Source organism: Agathobaculum massiliense (genome assembly GCF_900291975.1).
Classification (GTDB): Bacteria; Bacillota; Clostridia; order Oscillospirales; family Butyricicoccaceae; genus Agathobaculum; species Agathobaculum ammoniilyticum.
Genome location: NZ_OMPN01000001.1, coordinates 2,111,737 through 2,130,621, shown reverse-complemented (window position 1 = coordinate 2,130,621; position 18,885 = coordinate 2,111,737). Strand labels below are relative to the sequence as shown.

Below are 18,885 nucleotides of genomic sequence, written 5' to 3'. Positions count from 1 at the left end.
GCTTTCTTTTGCAATGATAGTTTTCTTTATTAATACCATATTCCGTCTATAGCGAAAATCCTCTTGAATTCTGTACTCGGCATGGCTGATGCGATTTGGGCCATGATCATGTAAAGCGGGATAGAATTATATGTGCAGTCAGCCCCGTAACATCCCCGTCCTCCATAAAACCAGCCCCAATCCGTTTACCGTCGTCAAACAGGAGCGCCACAGTAGTCAAGTACAGGGCTCTCCATCCCAGCGGACAAACGGCGTACCTTGGTGAAACATGGGGGTTGGATACATCGTACAGCCAGACGTTGCTCACTCCCTTTTCACACAGCTTGCCTGCCAGCGCCTGCGCTCTCCCAGCTTAGGCTGTAATTCTTGAAATTTCAGAGGAATATGGTAAAATCAAGGGATAGAAAGTGAGGGATTTGGTATGCAGATCCAACAGCTGACCTATTTCGTAACCGTCGCGGAGCAGGGCAGCATCAACAAGGCGGCAGAAAGGCTGTTTGTCACCCAGCCTAATCTGAGCAAGGCGATCAGCAATCTTGAGAGCGAACTCAATGTACATATTTTCGACCGTACGAATAAAGGCGTCGTTCTGACCGATGACGGTAAAAAGCTTTATCAGTATGCACGCACCATCCTGAGTCAGATGGAACTGATCCAAGGGCTTTCCTCCAAGGAGCGGCCGCGTCTTCTTTCAATTGCCTCTTATCCAATCATTACCATGGGGCGGCTGATCAGTAAATTCTACAACAATCATAAGCAGGAGGAAATCGCGCTGAAGCTGGTGGAGCAGCGCATGCAGCAGGTAATTGAAAGCGTAGAAAGCGGTGAGGCGGAGATCGGGTTTGTAATGAGCAACAATGTGCAGGTCAAGGAACTCAAGCACATGCTCCACTTCAAAAACCTGGTATTTAATCCCCTGGGGGAGGATACCTGGTATGCCAATGTTGGCCCCAATAGCCCGTTATATGGACGGGATGAGGTCACAATGGCAGAACTGCTGCATTTCCCCATCGTGCGGCTGCCGGATGATTACTTTTCCAACCTTACCTTTTATTTGCAAATCGACGGTATCCGGCTGACCGAGCATAAAAAGGTCGTTTATGTTAATGACAGCGCAGCCATCCTTGCGCTGCTCAGCAAGACCGATATTTTCCGGTTTGGGCCAGGGCTGAGCGCGCCGGATTTTGCAGCATACGATATCCAAAGCATCCCCATACGCAACTGTGACGTAAGGATCAACGTCGGCTGGGTGCAGCGTAAACGGGAGCTTCTCAGCCCGGAGGCTCGGGATTTTGTCCGCCTGCTGGAAGGGTTATATCCGTTGGGAACTATTGAAAATTGAAAAGATAGTTATAACCAGCTATGAAAAATAATTATAGCCGAGTTATAACTATTTTTAATGAGAAGCATTTTAACAGAATCCTTTCGTCAAAACAGAAAAATACAGGCACTGTGTTTGTACACAGTGCCTTTTTATTATTCGAATTGCATAATTTTATTCCGGCTTTTTATATTTTCTTATCATGATGTTGTATTTATAACTGCATTATAACTATTTCGACTTGGACAAACAAAAAATCTGCATGCTATTCTTTTACCAGGCAAAGAAAGGGGGGGTCCTATGACACCGGTTTTGGCACTTACCATTCTGCTGTGCATCTATGCCGCTGGCGAGCTGATCGCGCAGAAGACCAGAGCAGTGTTTTCGACAGTATTAAGCATTGCAATCCTGCTGCTCCTCAGTTTTTGGAGCGGCATCCTGCCGCAGACTATCATCGAGGATGCACAGGTTACCGGATTCGGCAATATTATCGCAGGTCTGCTGATCGTATCCCTCGGCACGACGATCGACTTCCCCGAGCTGCGGCGGCAGTGGAAGGTCGTTGTCATCTCGCTCCTCTGTGTAAGCGGTGCGGTAGCTGCAATTATCGGGATCGGCATACCGCTTGTCGGGCGCAACATGGCAATTTCCAGCGCGCCGATTTTCGCCGGAGGTAGCGCGGCAACACTGATCATGACGACCGCACTGGATGAAAAGGGGCTGACTGCGGCCAGCACACTCTGCATCGCGCTTTATGTAACACAAAAATTTATCGGCATCCCCATCGCCTCATTTTTGCTTCGGCGCACCGCCAGGCAGTTCCGCGAGAACCAAGCGCTGGTTGCTGAATACAGCGGACCTACACAGGAGTGCCGTGGCACCAAAGCAAGCGGCCCGCTGCAACTTCCTCAGGCGTTCGCCCGCCCATCCGTATATCTGTCAAAGCTGGGCCTAGTTGCACTGGCGGCGCACTATGCGTCCGACCTGACCGGCGGCACTGTTCATTACTTTGTCATGTGCCTGGTCATGGGCGTGATATTCTTCGCACTGGGCTTTCTGGAAAAGGGTATTTTAGCAAAGACGCAGGCAGACAGCCTGATTACATTTTTTGTCACCATCCTGATATTTTCCAACCTGGCGGCAGTCACGCCGCAGCAGGTAATATCGGTTTTTCCATCTCTGGTACTCTGCGCTACGTGCGGTGTGGCAGGCACCGTGCTGACCGGTTTCATCTGCGCGAGGCTGATGCACATTCCCTTTGGGCTTGCTGTAGCCTACGGCATCAGCTGTACGTTCGGTTTCCCGACCACGATGCTCATCCCCCGGGAGGTTTCCGAGGCCTTTGGGCGGACCGAGGAGGAAAAAGCCGCTATTCTCAACTATCTGTTACCTAAAATGCTGACAGCGGGCTTTGTCACCGTTACGATCGCCTCCGTCCTGCTTGCGGGCGTGGCGGTGCAGCTGTTGTGAGTATATAAGATGAAGAAAAAGGAGGAGTAAAGTATGGAACAAGCCTTTGACCAGATCCGCCGCTATATCGACAAACACCGAAAGCCGATGCTCTCCCTATGGGAAGAACTGGTCAACACGGAAAGCGGCTCACGGCAGTTGGAGGGCGTGGAAGCAGTATGCAATATCCTGCGCCGCGAACTGGAGGGGGCAGGCGTAAAAACGCGCACGATTCCCATGGACAATGCGGGCAGCGTTCTGGTTGGCGAATGGGATAACGGAAGCACCAAAGCGCCGCTTCTGTTTATCGGGCATATGGATACCGTATTTAAGGAAGGCGCAGTAAAGGAGAATCCGTTCCGTGTTGATGAGGAGAACTTTGCACATGGCCCCGGCGTCGTGGATATGAAAGCTGGGCTGGTGATTGCAGTCTATGCAATCAAAGCCCTGGCAGAGCTCGGCTTTCATGAGCGTCCAATTAAGTGCGTCTTTGCCGGCGATGAGGAAAACCTGCATATGTTTTCAAACGCTAAGGCGGTTATGGAGGCAGAAGCAAGCGGCGCTCTGGCAGCATTCAATTTTGAAACAGGCTATCTGGACAACCACTTTGTCGTCGGACGCAACGGCGGTGGCCCCGCCCAAATTACGGTGCATGGCGTAGCCGCTCACTCCGGCCTGGCGCCGGAGAAGGGAAGGTCCGCTATTTTGGAGGCGGCACATAAGATCGCCGCCATAGAAGCGCTCAACGATATCCCACGCGGAAAGCTGATCAACTGCGGCAAGGTATCCGGCGGTATTGGCGAAAATACCATTCCGGACACATGTACGATCAACCTTGGGATCCGCTTCCCAACTTCCGAGATCAAAGGTGAGATCCTCACCGCCCTCCAGAGCATTGTGGAGCACCATACCGTGCCCAACACATATGCCGAACTGGATACCAGCCGCCTGATGAACTGCATGGATACGACGGATGGTGTTATGGCCTTGTTCGGACATGTGAAAAAAACCGCAGCGGATTGCGGCTTTGGAGACGTGGACTGTTTCCGTGTCGGCAGCCTTTCAGATTCCGGCATTACTGTCGCCTGTGGAGTACCCACAGTATGCGGCATGGGGGCGCGCGGCGAAAAAAGCCATACACCAGAGGAGCGTGCCGAAGTGGAATCCCTGTTCCAGCGCTGTATGCTTGCCGCCTGCGCGGCCTACACATTACAGGATGATTTCAGGGATAAAGGAAAGGAGGTAAACAAATGAACGAAAAAGAGAAAAATGAGGCGCAGAAAGAAAAAATCGGTATTGGCGCGTGGATTTCACTGGTCATCCTGATTCTTGTGCTGTCTGGTGCCTTTCGCACGGTGGACGGCCCTCTCAAGGTGCTAGACTTTACCAACCTCTCCGGCGCGTTTGGCACGATCGGGGAAACGGGTGCCAATCTGATCGGTTCGGGCGGCACCGGCGCGAAGGACGGCTTCATGGCCGGCTTTAACCTGATCCCAGCAGTTATGTTTTTTTGCGGCTTGCTTGGCGTATTTGAGCAGCTCGGCGCTTTCAAGGCGTCTGACATTGTGTTCCGTCCGCTGCTTCGTCCGCTGATGGGTATTCCGGGCAAATGCGGCATCGCCTTTATCTCCAGCTTCACCGGCTCGGACGTTGCAGCTGTTATGACCCGTGAGCTGTATGAGGAAGGCGACATTACCGATGACGAACGGACGGTTTTTGTCGCCTATCAATACGCCGGCTCTGCGTGTATCAATAACACGATTACTGGCGGTGCGCCGCTTGTAGCGATCTGCCCGGTTGCGCTCGGTCCCTGTATTGTAATTATGGTCGTGTGTAAGCTGATCGGTGCGAATATCGTCCGGTTGATCCTTCGCATGAAGGGCAAAAAGCATAAGGAGGGCAAACTATGAATGCAGAAGTAAAAATAGCAGCAGCCCCTCAGCAGGCAGCCCCCGAAAAAGCCAAAAAGCCTTCGGTCGTCGATACATTCCTGAAAGGATGTGCCAAGGGCTTCAAGGTCGGTATTGAAAACATCACCCCCGCAATGATTCTCGGATATGTTCTGGTTTACATACTGCAGGAAACCGGACTCATGGACCTTCTCGGCACGGTTATGAGTCCAGTGATGGGGCTGTTCGGCCTGCCGGGTGAGGCGTTCGCAGTTTTGATCTCGGCATTTTTCGCCAAGGCATCCGGCTGTGCAACCGCGGCATCCATGTATCAGGCTGGAACCCTGACGCTTGGTCAGGCCTCCATGATGCTGCCTGCCTGTATCCTGATGGGTACGCTGATTGGCCACTATGCGCGTATCGTTTTGGTGACCGGCGCGAACAAAAAATGGCATCCCCTGCTGATCGGCATCTGCCTGCTCGATGCAGCCATCAGCCTGATTATCATGCGCATCATCCTTTCGATGATGGGCGTACAGTAAATGCGGAAAGGAGCGATAACCATGCTTTCCAAGCTGTCCCGCCGGCGCGGTCTGCAATTGGAAGCCCTTGGCAGCGTATTGATCTCTACCGTCATGCTGGCCGACCGCTTTCTGTTTACTCTGCGGGACGGGTTCGTCTTATCTGCAGCGATCGTCTCCGCATTGTTTTTAACTGCTGGCATACGCGTGGTAAAGCGCGCAGATGAACAGGCACAGAACGGCGATCAAGCGCCGGAATAAGCCTCGCTGCTCCCTTTATTTGCCCCACCTCCCGAGAGAGCCCCCCTGAGGAAGAAATTCCTCAGGGGGGCTCTTTTATCCATATTTATCCCATAGGCATTGCATGGGATGGCTGATCTTCACGGGTTCTGCCCCTGGCCCTCATCTTATTATGATGATATCCATGCTATTTCAGTCTTCTGGCATTTCCCAATGAAAGCACGCGTAGTACGGCGCCGCTTTCCGTTTCAGATAATCCGCGTCATCCTTTTTGCCCCAATCATAGAGCCCCTGTCCGGCACTTCGGCCGGTTTTTCCCGCTGCAATCCCATCCAGTACAATCTGCTGGATAGCCCGCGTACCGCACAGGTCGGGGTATACGCTTTTGGCAATATCGCACTCCAGGTTAAAACCTACATCATCAAAGTATTCCAACAGGCCGATCGATGCGTACCGCATACCAACTGCATATTTGATTGCCTTATCCACGTCCTCGACCGAAACCACGCCCTGCTCGACCAGATAAAGCGACTCGCGGAACAGCGCTTGTGCGAATCGGTTGATGATAAAGCCGGGTACGCTCTTATGCAGCGTCACAACCTCGCGATCCAGCTCTTCCAAAAGCCTGCGGGCGCGCCCAATGGTTTCCGGCGTAGTTTTCGGGCCGCCGACCAGCTCCACCAATGGCAGCATATGCGCCGGCTGGAACGGATGGGTAACCACGAAGCGCTCCGGATGCCTCATTTCCGCCGTCAACAGTTCGGCCGAAATCGCGGATGTCGTAGACGCCATCAGGGTTTCAGGCGAAACGATCTCCTCCACCTCACGATAAATCCCACGCTTTACTTCCAGATTTTCAAACGCAGCCTCAAGCACAAACACGCAATCCCTCAGATCAGCCGGATCGGTCGTCAGGATAAAGCGTTTGCGGATCGCCGCACGGTTCTGCTCCGTCGCAAGCCCCTGCTGCACCAGCTCCTCCAGATTCCCCTCCAGAATTGCGCGGCACCGCTTCAGATCTTCCTCATCCAGCCCGACAATGGTCACCCAGCATCCGTGTCCCGCCATCAGCGTCGCCATCCCCGCGCCAACGCGCCCTGCACCGACCACACCAGTTTTGTAATCCAGCATTTTGTTTGCTCCTTTCCATCGTGTCAAAGACTTTCTGCTTTAATTATATAGCAAGAAGCTTGCCAAGTCAAAATACCTTCTCAAAAAGAAGCGATTCGCACAAAAAAACTGCTGGATTTACATTATTCTGACAAAAACCGTTCCTATCTCATACCTTGTCCCGTCGCCCGTTTCACGGCGCGGGCGCTGTTTCATGAAACAGTGAAACACTCCTCCGCGCATAGCGGCGCGTTCCCATCGAGCAACTTCGTTCATGGGGACGCGCCGTTTTGTTAACCCTCAATTCTCCTGCTCCATCTTTTTCAGCTGCCGCCACAGAGTCACGCGGCTAATCCCCAACATCTGTGCAGCGGCAGTCTTATTTCCGTTCGCCGCCTTCAGGGCGGCACAAATCTTTTCCCGCCCAGGCAGCAACTCCTCCCGCATGCCCTCTTCCGACTGTGCAGGAAGCGCGCCGCCCGGCAGGAACCTTTTCAGCGCCCGCGCATCGATCAGATCAATACCCCCACACAAAACCGACAGGCGCTCACAGAAATTACGCAGTTCTCTAATGTTCCCCTGCCAGATCTGCTGCTCCAGCAGCCCCTTTGCCTCTTCACTGAAGCAGATTTTCGGCTTGCCCTGCCCGATCTGAAATTCATCCAGAAAAGCCTGCGCCAGCAGGGCGATATCCCCGCCGCGTTCACGCAGTGGCGGCAGTGTCAGATCCAAGACATTCAGGCGGTAGTAGAGATCCTCGCGGAACTCCCCCTTCCGCACCTGCTCATACAGGTTGCGGTTGCTCGCCGCGATAATACGGACATCGATCGGGATTACCTTATCATGCCCGATCCGCATGATCTCACGTTCCTGTATTACACGCAGCAGCCGGCTTTGCAGCGCAAGCGGCATTTCAGAAATCTCATCCAGGAAAATCGTTCCGTTATGTGCGATTTCAAACAGGCCGGCTTTCCCCTCCTTGCTCGCACCGGTGAACGCGCCGTTGACATAGCCGAACAGCTCGCTTTCCAGCAGGCTTTCCGGAATCGCCGCACAGTTGATTGCTACAAAAGGCTGCCCGCAACGCATACTGGCATTATGGATCGACTGGCTGAACAGCTCCTTGCCTGTACCGCTCTCGCCAAAGATCACAATATTGGAATTGGTTTGCGCAAACGCATCCGCCCTGCGGATGCACTCCCGAATCGCCGTGCTTTCCCCGATGATACTGTCAAAGGTGTATTTCGCCGTATGACCCTTATGGTAAAGCTTTCCGCGCAGCTTGCCCTCGGTTTCCTGAATCTGATTGGCGTTCAGGAAGGTCAGCACATAGCCGATCACTTCGTCGCGCAGATTAATTGTGATTTTCTTAAATGAAAGGTGAGTCTGGTGGTATTCGATAATTTCATCAATATAATCGTTAGGCCGGTTGACCAGACGAGCGATCTGCGGTGACCGCAGCACTTCCCGTACCGGCATGCCAAGGAACCAGTCCCCCGGCGTGATATTCAGGATACGCTGTGCCGCTCGATTCATCGCCGAAATATTCCGGTTCTGGTCCAGGGCAATCAGCCCCTCGAACGCGTTGTCCACCATTGCGGTGCGCAGCAGATTCTGCTCCCGCGCCTCCCTGCTCGCTGCACCGAGCTGCTTGGCGGCTGTGATCGCATTCCAGATCGAGCTTCTTCCTGATGTGAGCAGCATCGTCTGGGCATCAAGGTTCCGGGCATAGATGCATCCGCGCATACCGCCCAGAATGACCTTTTTTCCATCCTCAACCGCACGCACAACCGCTCGGTATACCTCCTCGTCTGTATTTTCTTCCAGATAATAGGGCGTTACATCCACGCCGATACGCTGGGCGGTTTCCTCGATCCCAAGAATCATATTGGTAGAGCCTATGATTCCGGCAGGCGCAGCGCCATACAGCTCTTTCAGCTTATACAATACGTTCAATATATCTTCGCCGGAAATCACCAGCTCAACAATTGGGATCGGCCCTCCCCGGCGCTTCAGATCGAACGCCAGCGCCCCCCGTGCAATGATCACATCGGCGTCCAGATTCTGTGACAGCGCCTGCGCTGTCGTCGGCGCTAAAACCGCGCAGAAATCATATTCCCGCCCATTCCCCGCGCGTCCGGTTTCCATCCCCTCGGCAAAAACCTCTTCCGCCTGTTCCTTTAGCTCCTCAAACGGCGCTAATAATACGATACGAATCATTTCTTTCTCCTCTACTCTTTCCGGCGATGCAACATCGTTTCACGTTTCGTTACGTCTCGTTACAGCACGTTGCAACAACCATACCATATGTTCCGCCCATTATCAAGCCCTTTCTGTTTATTTTGAACAACCAGAAAAGTTTTACTTTGTCGGAGAAGGAATTATTTTGTCTGTCCTGCTTTTTGGCATGCTTCCTGCTCTTTAACAGGGCGAACGCAAAACAGCGTATCCATAAATAAAGGAGGTCTTTGCTTATGAAACTTCAAGTCCTGATCCCTTCCGACATTTCAGAAGCCGGCAAGCAGTATCTGCGCGACCGGGGTTATGAAATCAAGATGGGGCGCGGGCTGGACGAGGACACCATCATCGCCGATGCACAGGGCTGCGATGCGATGCTGGTGCGGAATGAGCCCATCACCCGCCGGATCCTGGAGAACATCCCTTCCGTAAAGGTGATCAGCAAGCACGGTGTAGGGCTGGACAAAATTGACCTGGAGGCTGCCGCCGAGCAGAACATTTGGGTAACAAACGGTCCCCTTTCCAATGCAATCGCCGTGGCGGAGCATACCATGATGCTGCTTCTGGCCTGTGCCAAAAAGCTGGTACGGTTCGATTTGGCGATCCGTTCGGGCGACTACAACATCCGCAATACCATGAAAGGTATGGATGTAGAGGGGAAAACCATCGGTATCATCGGCTGCGGTAAGATCGGTTCCATGGTTGCAAAGAAATGCGTGCATGGTTTTGATATGAAGGCGGTCGGCTATGATCCCTTCGTTCCAGCGGAAGCGCGCCTGCCAGAGATCGAGTATGTCGATACGATGGAAGAGGTTTTCCGCAGGGCCGATTTTGTTTCCCTCCATGTCCCAGCCACCAAGGATAATGCGGGCTTTGTCAACAAGGATATGCTCTCTTTGATGAAGCCTACGGCATACCTGCTCAATGCCGCGCGCGGCACAATTGTCAATGAAGCCGATCTGTACGAAGCGCTGCACAGCGGTCGGATCGCCGGCGCCGGTCTGGATGTATATGCACAGGAACCCCCCGCTGCCGACAATCCGCTGTTTACGCTTCCCAACATCACAGTGACGCCGCATAACGCCTCCCTGACGCATGAAACCACCGATCGCATGGGCCTGCACGCCGCGCAGGGTATCGACGAAGTGCTCTCCGGCGGCGCCCCGACATGGCCGTGCGTTACGCCGAAGAAGCCGAGGTAGCCTTTTCAAAAGGAGGAAATATGTATCAGCTTAGGAGTAAAAAATACGATATCGTCATAAAAAACGGCACTTTAATTGATACAATTGGCGATTTTGAAAAAAAAGAAGATCTTGCCGTCGTCGCCGGTAAGATTGCCGCTATTGGCACCATCTCAACAAACGATGCCAAAATGTGCATCAACGCAGAGGGATGTTATGTTTCTGCCGGGCTGATCGATTACCATTGTCATGTATTCCACGGTGGCGATTGGGCGAGCTGCTCCGCCGAGGCTTATGCATTGCCAAATGGAGTGACTACATTAGTGGATGCCGGCTCGGCGGGCTGTGGTGGCTTCCCGATATTTTGGAATAGTGTAGCAGCACGCAGCTTAGTGAATGTAAAGGCATATATCTTTGTCGGAACAGGCGGTCAAGTAGGTCTGGGTTGTGTGGAGGATGAAAATCCAGATCATATTAATCGGGACGGCATTGTGGAGCTTTGTCAGAAGTATCCAAATGAGATAGTTGGTATAAAAATTAAGATTGATAAGGATCATCTGGCACCATATGGCATTGAGCCTCTCTGCGAGGCCATACGTCTGGGCGAGGAAACAGGGCTTCGCATCTCTGCTCATGCCACGGATCCCATCGTTCCTGTTGACGAGTTCATTGACCTATTCCGTCCTGGAGATATTTACTGTCACATGTTCCATGAAACCGGCGAGGGCATTCTGGATGAGTCTGGAAACGTACGAAGCAGTATCCGCCATGCGCGTGAACGCGGTGTTTTATTCGACGCAGCACACGGGAAAACCAATAACTTTTCCCTTTCCTGTGCAAAGAAAGCAATTGATCAAGGTTTTTTGCCGGATATCATTAGCTCGGATTATACCAAAATCTCACTCTCCGCACGCTATCCTTTCACAATGATGCTGTCAGAATATCTCAACCTCGGTATGTCTTTCACCGAAGTCCTGCGATGCTGCACCGAAAATCCAGCAAAGCTTTTGTACGGGCGCTCAGCCCCTTTCCTTGCACTTGGCGAAGCAGCGGACCTTGCCATATTAAAAATCGCGGAACGTCCGGTCACTTTCTGGGATCACTACGGCAATCTGGTTCACGGTGATCAACTGATCGAAAACAAGATGACCATTTGCAACGGTGAAATTTTGTTCGATCAGCTGGAAGATAAATATCAGAAATTTGCTTAACAAAACAAAGGAGAAAGAGAATGAAACTGAGAAAAATCTGCGCACTGTTTCTGGCTTCAAGCCTTTTACTTTCGGTCGCAGCCTGTGCGCCGAATACGACTGTGGAAAGTAACAATGACGGCGGTGAAACATCCGCAAACACCGAAGCCAAGGTATTCACCATAGGTCATTCCAACCCTGCGGATCCAGATGACCAATATCATTATTTCTGTGAGCAGCTCAATAAAAATCTGCAAGAGATCTGCGATGGTGCTATTCAGTTTGAAATCTTCTCAGATAGCCAGTTCGGTACTGAAACTGAGATGTTTCAAGCAGTCAGTGACGGCTCGCTGGATGCGGTCTGCATTTCCAACAATATCGTTTCCGGTAGCATTCCGCAGTTACAGGTGCTTGACCTGCCATATTTCTTCGATAGCGAAGATGAGTATCAGTTCCTGGTTGATAACGAAGACTTCCTAAATGAAATCACCCCGATTTATGAAGGCACCTGGAACATGCACCAGTTTGCACCGGTACTCGATGCTTCTTGGCGTACTTTGTTCACCAAGGGTAAGGCTGTTAAAACATTTGAGGATATGAAGGATCTCAAGGTCCGTGTTACTACCAACCGCGTGCATGAGGCCGCTTACAAAGCTCTGGGAACCATCCCCTCGGTTATCGCATGGAACGAATGCTATACCGCCTTCCAGCAGGGTGTTATCGACGGCCTGGACGTTGGTGTTCCGATCGCCGCTACCATGGGCTTCTACGAAGTATCCGATTACTGCACGCGCGTCAATCCGTTCCCGATCCTGTGCTGGCCGATGATCAACATGGATGTCTGGAACTCCCTGACCGAAGAGGAGCAGGGCTGGATCACCGAGGCTGGTTATGATGCCGCAATGGCCCAGCGCACCCATCAGCGTGAGATGGAGGTTTCTTTTACGGAAATGGAAGAGGAAGCAGGCATTGAATTCTTTGAGCCCGACCTTACTCCGTTCAAAGAAGCAACTGCCAGTGTACGCGATCAGTTCAAGCCTGAAATCGGCGAAGACTTTTACACCATGTGCGTAAATCTGGTGGAAGAGTATCGCGCAGGCAAGTAAACCACATTGCTGCCCGGTGTGTGCTGAAGGCTGCACCGGGCAGCCCCCCCCCTTATAGTCTGCGAAAGGAGATGAATATGTATGCAGTGGGCGAAGCGTCTGGACCATAGCGTTCAAAAAATCAATGCAGCGCTGATGGTTCTCGCCTGTATATTCCTCGGCATCCTAGTCGTTACCTGTATCATGATGGTTCTCACCCGCTTTATCCCGAATTTTACCCTGACCGGTCTGGAGGAAATTGCTCGATATGCTTTTATTTTCCTTACCTTCTTTGCAGCGGGTGCCGGAACTGGAAGTAACGCACACCCAGGTTTGACTCTTTTGCGTGACGCACTACCGAAAAAAGGCCGGTTTGCCTTGGATCTGATCGTTTATTTGCTAATCGCACTGTTTGGTGTTATTTTCATCGTTTGCGGTTATCAGGCTGCTATGGGCGTCAGCAAGCTAATTTCTACGTCTTGGCGCATTCCAATGCCGATTATCTATTTTTCAGCGGTGCTGGGCGGCATTTTTATTACTGGGAACACGATCAATAACGTGATCCAGCTAATCGTATGCGGCGATGACAAGCGCAGCACAGAAATCGAAGAAGTTCAGATTGTTGCTGCACAGCAGGCAGAAGGAGGGAAAAACAAATGACATCGGCTCTTATCCTGTTTGGTTTGTTGTTCCTCCTGCTTGCACTCTGTGTGCCGGTAGGATATGCCATTGGTTTGGCATGCTGCGGCCTTGCGTTATTTACCGGAACCTGCGACTTATCCATGATCCCGGCCAAGATGATTACCGGCAACGATTCCTTTATTTTTTTAGCGGTCCCGATGTTCACCTTTGCAGGATACCTGATGGAAGCCGGCAATATCACTGAGCGTCTGGTCGACTGGGTCAACAAGGTATTCGGCCGTCTTCCTGGCAGTATGGGTGCGGTCGCGATTATCACCTGTGCGATTTTCGCAGCATTAACCGGCTCGGGCGCTGCAACGACAGCAGCCGTTGGCGCTATCATGTTCCCGCTGATGATCAAGGCACAGTACAGCAAAGACGCATCTGCCGGTATTATCGCCTCCGGCGCGGTACTCGGCCCAGTTATTCCTCCCAGTATCCCGATGATTATTTACGGTTCTGCCATGGGCGTATCCATTTCGGACATGTTCCTTGGCGGCGTTATTCCTGGAGTTCTTATGGCAGGCTCTTTCCTGCTGTACAACACTTGGTATGCGATTAAGCATCAGTTACCACGCAGCACAACAAAATATTCTCTATACGACATTCTGAAAGCAACATGGCACAGCTTGGGCGTTCTGATGCTACCAGTTATTATTCTCGGAGGTATATATTCCGGCCTTTTCACCCCCACTGAAGCAGCTGCAGTTGCAATCGCTTATACTACAGCTCTAATGATCGCGTACGGCCGCTTCACTTTCAAGCGGTACCTGCAGGTTATGAAGCGTACAGCAAGCACAACCGGCGTTATTATGCTAATTGTTGCACTTTCCAACGCATTTTCTTTCCTGCTGACCAAGGAACGTATCCCGTCCAAACTGACATCGGCCGTTGTTCCCATGTTAGGTAATGCATACATTTATCTGGCAGTTGTAATCATTATATTCCTGATTGCAGGCGCACTAATGGATACTGCGCCAGCACTGCTTATTCTGGCGCCTATCCTGGTCCCTATCGGCGTAGAGTTCGGACTGAGCGAACTCCATCTCGGCGTATTGATGTGTATCGTTATGATCTGCGGCCTGATCACACCGCCATTCGGGCTGAACCTGTTTACAATATCGTCCACGTCGGGCGTATCTTTTGAACAGGCTACCAAGGGTGCAGCGCCTATGATTATATGTTGTGTTATCATCTGCATCCTGTGTGCCTATATCCCTGGTTTAATTACATTCCTGCCATCCCTTGTGGGCGGATGATTGCCCCATCCTTTCTATATTCCATCAACTGACAATAAGACTTGGAAAGAGGTTCTTTAATGTTTAATCTTCAAAAAATCACCGATAAAATCGCTGCCGGAAAGGTTCCGGTTGGCTCCCACGTTGGCTTTGACAGCCCGTTTCTTACCGAAGCTCTCGCAGGCTGCGGCTTCGATTTCATCTGGATCGATGCGGAGCATTCCGCCATCGACAAGAAAGATATCCAAAACCATCTGCTCGCATGCCGCGCAGCAGGTGTGGCCGGTATCGTCCGTGTCCCGTGGAACGATCATGTTTTTATCAAAAGCGTTCTCGACATGGGTGCAGACGGTATCATCGTGCCGATGGTGCGCTCGCTGGAGGAGGCCCGAACAGCCGCCGCAGCAACGCACTATCCTCCGAACGGTGTACGCGGCATGGGAACACGCCGTGCGGTCAACTACTCGATGTGGGACAAGGCAGAGTACACCGCCAATGAGGATAAGCACATCTGGACGATCGTGCAAATCGAGCATGTTGACGTGGTCAAGGATCTGGAGGCTATCGCGGCACTGCCCGGCATCTCTGGCTTTGTCATCGGCCCGAACGACTATGCCATGAGCATGAACACGCAGGAGCACCGCTATACAGCCGCTTCCCCTGAAGCCAAGTCTGAATTTGACAGGATCGGTGAAATCCTACGTAAGACCGGCAAGCCTTTCGGTGTTTCCGGCGCATACAGCGAACAGTTTGTCAAGGATTGGCTCGGCCGAGGTGCCAACTGGCTGTGCATGAACTTCGACTTTAACTACATCGTTAACGGCGGCAAGGCGGTCCTGAAAGGCACACATGAGACTCTGGACGCGCTTGGACAGGCCTATTGAGCCAGAACACAGCAAGGGGGCTCCGAAAATGGAATGTCTGACAAATGCACAGCTGGAAGCGCTGCGCGAATTTGACACCCCGACCATCTGCAACGCCATCGAAGGCTTCGGCGTGCGCGCCAAAACCACAGGCTATACCGATACCAGTCTGCGCCTGCGCGTCAGCATGGAGGATAAGCCGATGGTCGGCTATGCCCGAACGGGCATCATTTCCGCACGGTATCCGGCGGACACCCGGCACAATGAGGTGATGCGGGCATACTACAAGCAGTATGAAGGCTTCGATCAGCCGCAGGTCGCGGTGATTCAGGATCTCGACCCGCAGCCGGTCGGCTCGTTCTGGGGCGACGTGCAGGCGACCGTCCATCGGGCGCTCGGCTGCGTTGGTACGGTCACCTCGGGCGGCGTCCGCGATGTGGCGGAGGTCGCGAAGGTTGGCTTCTACCTGTTCTCCCGGGAGATCCTGATCTCCCACGCGTACATCCATATGGTCGAGGCCGGTGGAACGGTGGAGGTCTGCGGCATGGAGGTCCATCCCGGCGACCTGATCCACGCGGATTGTCATGGCGCGATCGTAATTCCTCACGAGATCGCCCCCCGTCTGGCCGCCGCGTGCCGGCAGGCGGTAGAGGCAGAGGACGCCCTTCTGCTCCCCTGCCGGAAAGCGCTGTCGGAGGGCCGCCGCGTCACTGCGGATGAAGTCATGGCATGGCGTGCGGAAATGACCCGCCGCCGCGCCGCAATCGGCAAGTAAAGGAGGCCGTATGTTTCAGGAACAAAAAATTAAGGAAATCGCCCGGCAGATCCGCCGCGATATCGTTACCATGATACACGCAGCCGGCTCCGGTCATCCGGGCGGCTCTCTTTCTGCCGCCGATCTGCTCGCGACGCTGTATTTCACGGACCAGTTCCGCTGCGACCCTTCCTCCCCGAATTGGGCAGAGCGCGACCGGTTCATCCTTTCCAAGGGGCATACCGCGCCGGTAATTTACAGTGTGCTCGCACGCCGTGGCTTTTTCCCTCCTGAGGAGCTGCTCACGCTGCGCCGCTTCGGCTCCCGCCTTCAGGGACACCCCAAAAAGGATGCGACGCCCGGCTTGGACTGTTCCTCCGGTTCGCTCGGTCAGGGGCTCAGCATTGCAAACGGTATTGCCTTTGCGTTGCAGCGGCGCGGTTCGGACGCGCGCGTCTACTGCCTGATGGGTGATGGAGAGCTACAGGAAGGCCAGGTATGGGAGGCGGCAATGTTTGCCCCCCAGCACGGGCTGGACAATATATGCGCCCTCGTCGACTACAACAACGTTCAGCTTGACGGCCGCGTCGATGAGATCAAGGAGGTACAGCCGCTCCGCGAAAAGTGGGAGGCTTTCCGCTGGAACGTGATAGAAACGGACGGGCACGACGTCAGCGCGATTTACTCCGCCTATCAGGCCGCACGCGCCTGTAAGGGCAGGCCGACCGTTATACTCGCCCAATGCGTAAAGGGCAAGGGCGTTTCCTATATGGAAAACAGCGCAAAATGGCATGGAACCGCGCCAAATGATGAAGAATATGCACAGGCGATGGCAGAGCTGGAGGTGGAAGCATGAAGGATACGCCTATGCGCGACGGATACGGCAAAGCGCTCCTTGAACTCAGCCGTCTGCATGAGGATGTGATGGTTCTGGATGCGGACGTGGCTAAATCCACCCGTTCGGAATGGGTCAAGCAGGAAAACCCCTCATACTTTTTGGATTGCGGCATTTCCGAACAGGATATGGTCGGCACAGCCGCCGGCATGGCCCTTGCCGGGCTTACCCCCTTTGTATCAACCTACGGCGTGTTCCTTGCGGGCCGCGCCTGGGATCAGATCCGCAACACCGTCTGCTATAACCACCTGAACGTTAAGCTCGCGGGGGCGCATGGCGGCATCTCGGTCGGGCCGGATGGTGCCACACATCAGGCGCTTGAGGACGTGGCGCTGATGCGCACTTTGCCGGGTATGACGGTTGTCGTCCCCTGCGACGCAATCGAGACCCGCAAGGCGACGCTTGCCCTGTATGACCACCCCGGGCCGTGCTTTATCCGCTTCGGCCGCGAAGCGGTCCCTGTCATAACGGATGAGGACACTCCTTTTGTACTCGGTAAAAACCGTCTGGTATGCGACGGCAGCGATATGGTATTCCTCGCAAACGGTTACCTTGTCCATCAGGCGATGCGGGCTGCGGAGCAGCTCTCTGCCGAAGGCATTTCTGCCCGCGTCGTCAACGTGCATACCGTCAAGCCTCTTGACCGTGAGGATGTCATCCGGCACGCCTCGGAAACCGGCGCTGTTGTTACCTGCGAGGAGCATCAGGTCATCGGTGGGCTGGGCAGCGCGGTATGCGAGACGCTTTCGGAGAGCGTCTGCGTACCGGTCGAGCGTATCGGCGTGCAGGACAGCTTTGGCGAATCCGGCACTCCGGAGGAGCTGATCGACAAGTACGGCCTCGGCGTAGATTCCCTGTGCGCAGCAGCGCGGCGGGCCGTGCAGCGCAAAACGTCCCGTTAAAAATTTCCCCTTAAGAACAGGAGTTGTCATGGATATCCATGCAAAACAAAGCCTTTCGCAAAAGCAAACCCTGTCCCACGCACAGGTACAATCTCTGAACGTGCTTGCCATGACCGGAGACGAACTCGAGCGGTTCCTCCAGCGCGAGCTGGAGGATAACCCGTTACTCGAACCGCCCGAATACACCGACAGCTCTTTTTCCGAACTATTTTCCCTTTCGGGACACGGCGCACCCTCCGAAGCTCCAGAACACGGAGACATCCCGCTCCCCGATCGTCCGTCCCTTCGCGACCATCTGCTCAGCCAGCTCAACGAGCGCTCCATGTCGTCTGCCGAATGGGGCTGCATGCAGTTTTTGATTGATTCGCTCAGCGCGCAGGGCTTTCTGGACGTTTCCACACAAGAGGTTTCCCAACTCCTGCATCTGCATCCTGAGCAGGTATCGCGCTGCATGGCGCGTCTCCGCTCTCTGGAACCGCCAGGCATCGGCGCGCACGACATCGGCGACTGTCTGTTTCTGCAACTGGAGCGGCTGGGTCTCGGGAATACCGCCTTTGATACCTTGCTGCACTCCTACCTGGAGGATCTCGCAGCCGGGCGCTTTTCCAAAATCACACAGGAAGCCGGTATTTCCAAGCTTGTCCAGCGGCGCTGCCTGGAGGCGGTCCGCCATCTTGACCCGCATCCCGCCGCAGCCTTTACCGGTGGCCAGACGCAATACATCGTTCCGGATCTGGTGTGCAGCTACACCGATGGAGAATGGAATATACATATCAATGACCGCTGGATGGGTTCGGTTGGCATATCCACGCTGTATGACAGGCTGCTCCGTTCGGACGACCGGCCGGAGGTCAAGGCTTACTATGCCGAACGGCTCGCACAGGCCAAATTTGTGCTTACCTGCATCGAAAAACGCCGCGCAACCCTTACCGAAATCGCCAGCCGCGTTGTGGTCTGGCAAAGTGATTATCTGCTATATGGCAAGCCGCTGAAAACTCTTACCTTTCATCAGCTGGCGGCAGCGATGGGTGTGCATGAATCTACCGTCAGCCGCGGTGTGCGGGACAAATATATCCAGACCCCGCGTAAAACCCTGCCGCTGCGCGACCTGTTCACCGTGTCTCTTGATGCAGAACAGGGCATCAGTCAGGCGCAGGCTATGCAGGCATTGCGAAAGCTGATTGAGGAGGAAGATAAACACACGCCGCTGAGCGATCAGGCGCTGATGGAACGGCTGAAGGCGGCGGGTATCCCGCTTGCCCGCCGCACAATTGCAAAATACCGTGAATCGCTTGGGATCCCATCCGCAGCCCAGCGAAAACGTTGAA

The 18,885-nt window shown here is 53.6% G+C and carries 18 protein-coding genes; 16 read left to right on the top strand and 2 right to left on the bottom strand.

Going from position 1 to position 18,885, the window contains the following annotated elements; translation table 11 throughout:
* Nucleotides 1-421: 421 nt before the first annotated feature.
* From DBQ51_RS10850 to DBQ51_RS10825, 6 genes are all read left to right on the top strand, one after another.
* Nucleotides 422-1,342, top strand: a complete 921-nt coding sequence (locus DBQ51_RS10850; RefSeq protein WP_107631573.1) for a LysR family transcriptional regulator — start codon at nt 422-424, stop codon at nt 1,340-1,342.
* A gap of 279 nt (nt 1,343-1,621) precedes the next feature.
* Nucleotides 1,622-2,791 carry a hypothetical protein gene (locus DBQ51_RS10845; RefSeq protein WP_107631572.1) on the top strand — a complete coding sequence of 390 codons (1,170 nt, stop codon included), beginning with the start codon at nt 1,622-1,624 and terminating at the stop codon, nt 2,789-2,791.
* A gap of 33 nt (nt 2,792-2,824) precedes the next feature.
* Nucleotides 2,825-4,024 carry a M20/M25/M40 family metallo-hydrolase gene (locus tag DBQ51_RS10840; RefSeq protein ID WP_107631571.1) on the top strand — a complete coding sequence of 400 codons (1,200 nt, stop codon included), beginning with the start codon at nt 2,825-2,827 and terminating at the stop codon, nt 4,022-4,024.
* Nucleotides 4,021-4,680, top strand: coding sequence for a nucleoside recognition domain-containing protein (locus DBQ51_RS10835; protein ID WP_107631570.1), 660 nt, complete (start codon nt 4,021-4,023; stop codon nt 4,678-4,680). Before DBQ51_RS10840 ends, DBQ51_RS10835 begins: the two co-directional genes overlap by 4 nt.
* Nucleotides 4,677-5,201, top strand: coding sequence for a nucleoside recognition domain-containing protein (locus DBQ51_RS10830; protein WP_186950023.1), 525 nt, complete (start codon nt 4,677-4,679; stop codon nt 5,199-5,201). Before DBQ51_RS10835 ends, DBQ51_RS10830 begins: the two co-directional genes overlap by 4 nt.
* Before the next feature lie 21 nt (nt 5,202-5,222).
* Nucleotides 5,223-5,441, top strand: a complete 219-nt coding sequence (locus tag DBQ51_RS10825) for a hypothetical protein (RefSeq protein ID WP_054327846.1) — start codon at nt 5,223-5,225, stop codon at nt 5,439-5,441.
* A gap of 171 nt (nt 5,442-5,612) precedes the next feature.
* Here the strand turns inward: DBQ51_RS10825 and DBQ51_RS10820 are convergent, their stop codons facing one another.
* On the bottom strand, nt 5,613-6,551 hold the full coding sequence (locus tag DBQ51_RS10820; protein ID WP_054327845.1) for a 3-hydroxyacyl-CoA dehydrogenase family protein: 939 nt from the start codon (nt 6,549-6,551) through the stop codon (nt 5,613-5,615).
* 279 nt (nt 6,552-6,830) lie between these two features.
* Nucleotides 6,831-8,750, bottom strand: coding sequence for a sigma 54-interacting transcriptional regulator (locus DBQ51_RS10815; protein ID WP_107631569.1), 1,920 nt, complete (start codon nt 8,748-8,750; stop codon nt 6,831-6,833).
* Between the two features lie 254 nt (nt 8,751-9,004).
* Between DBQ51_RS10815 and DBQ51_RS10810 the strand changes: the two genes are divergently transcribed.
* The 10 genes from DBQ51_RS10810 (at nt 9,005) to rpoN (ending at nt 18,884) form a co-directional block, all read left to right on the top strand.
* Nucleotides 9,005-9,970, top strand: a complete 966-nt coding sequence (locus tag DBQ51_RS10810; protein ID WP_054327843.1) for a hydroxyacid dehydrogenase — start codon at nt 9,005-9,007, stop codon at nt 9,968-9,970.
* Nucleotides 9,937-11,160, top strand: coding sequence for an amidohydrolase family protein (locus tag DBQ51_RS10805; protein WP_147573722.1), 1,224 nt, complete (start codon nt 9,937-9,939; stop codon nt 11,158-11,160). Before DBQ51_RS10810 ends, DBQ51_RS10805 begins: the two co-directional genes overlap by 34 nt.
* 20 nt (nt 11,161-11,180) lie before the next feature.
* A complete protein-coding gene (locus DBQ51_RS10800) occupies nt 11,181-12,245 on the top strand; it encodes a TRAP transporter substrate-binding protein (protein ID WP_054327840.1) in 1,065 nt (354 codons plus the stop codon).
* Nucleotides 12,246-12,326: 81 nt separating this feature from the next.
* Nucleotides 12,327-12,884 (top strand): TRAP transporter small permease, encoded by a 558-nt coding sequence (locus DBQ51_RS10795; protein WP_054327839.1) that lies wholly within the window; start codon nt 12,327-12,329, stop codon nt 12,882-12,884.
* A complete protein-coding gene (locus DBQ51_RS10790; protein ID WP_054327838.1) occupies nt 12,881-14,164 on the top strand; it encodes a TRAP transporter large permease in 1,284 nt (427 codons plus the stop codon). Before DBQ51_RS10795 ends, DBQ51_RS10790 begins: the two co-directional genes overlap by 4 nt.
* A gap of 59 nt (nt 14,165-14,223) precedes the next feature.
* Entirely contained in the window at nt 14,224-15,027 is an 804-nt protein-coding gene (locus DBQ51_RS10785) for an HpcH/HpaI aldolase family protein (RefSeq protein WP_107631567.1), read from the top strand.
* Nucleotides 15,028-15,055: 28 nt separating this feature from the next.
* Nucleotides 15,056-15,781 carry an RraA family protein gene (locus DBQ51_RS10780; RefSeq protein WP_054327835.1) on the top strand — a complete coding sequence of 242 codons (726 nt, stop codon included), beginning with the start codon at nt 15,056-15,058 and terminating at the stop codon, nt 15,779-15,781.
* 10 nt (nt 15,782-15,791) lie between these two features.
* Nucleotides 15,792-16,616: a transketolase gene (locus DBQ51_RS10775; protein ID WP_054327834.1), complete on the top strand. Its 825-nt coding sequence runs from the start codon at nt 15,792-15,794 to the stop codon at nt 16,614-16,616.
* Nucleotides 16,613-17,557 carry a transketolase family protein gene (locus DBQ51_RS10770; protein ID WP_054327833.1) on the top strand — a complete coding sequence of 315 codons (945 nt, stop codon included), beginning with the start codon at nt 16,613-16,615 and terminating at the stop codon, nt 17,555-17,557. The genes DBQ51_RS10775 and DBQ51_RS10770 overlap by 4 nt, the downstream gene beginning before the upstream one ends.
* Before the next feature lie 28 nt (nt 17,558-17,585).
* Nucleotides 17,586-18,884 (top strand): RNA polymerase factor sigma-54, encoded by a 1,299-nt coding sequence (rpoN, locus tag DBQ51_RS10765; protein ID WP_107631566.1) that lies wholly within the window; start codon nt 17,586-17,588, stop codon nt 18,882-18,884.
* Nucleotide 18,885: the final 1 nt, after the last annotated feature.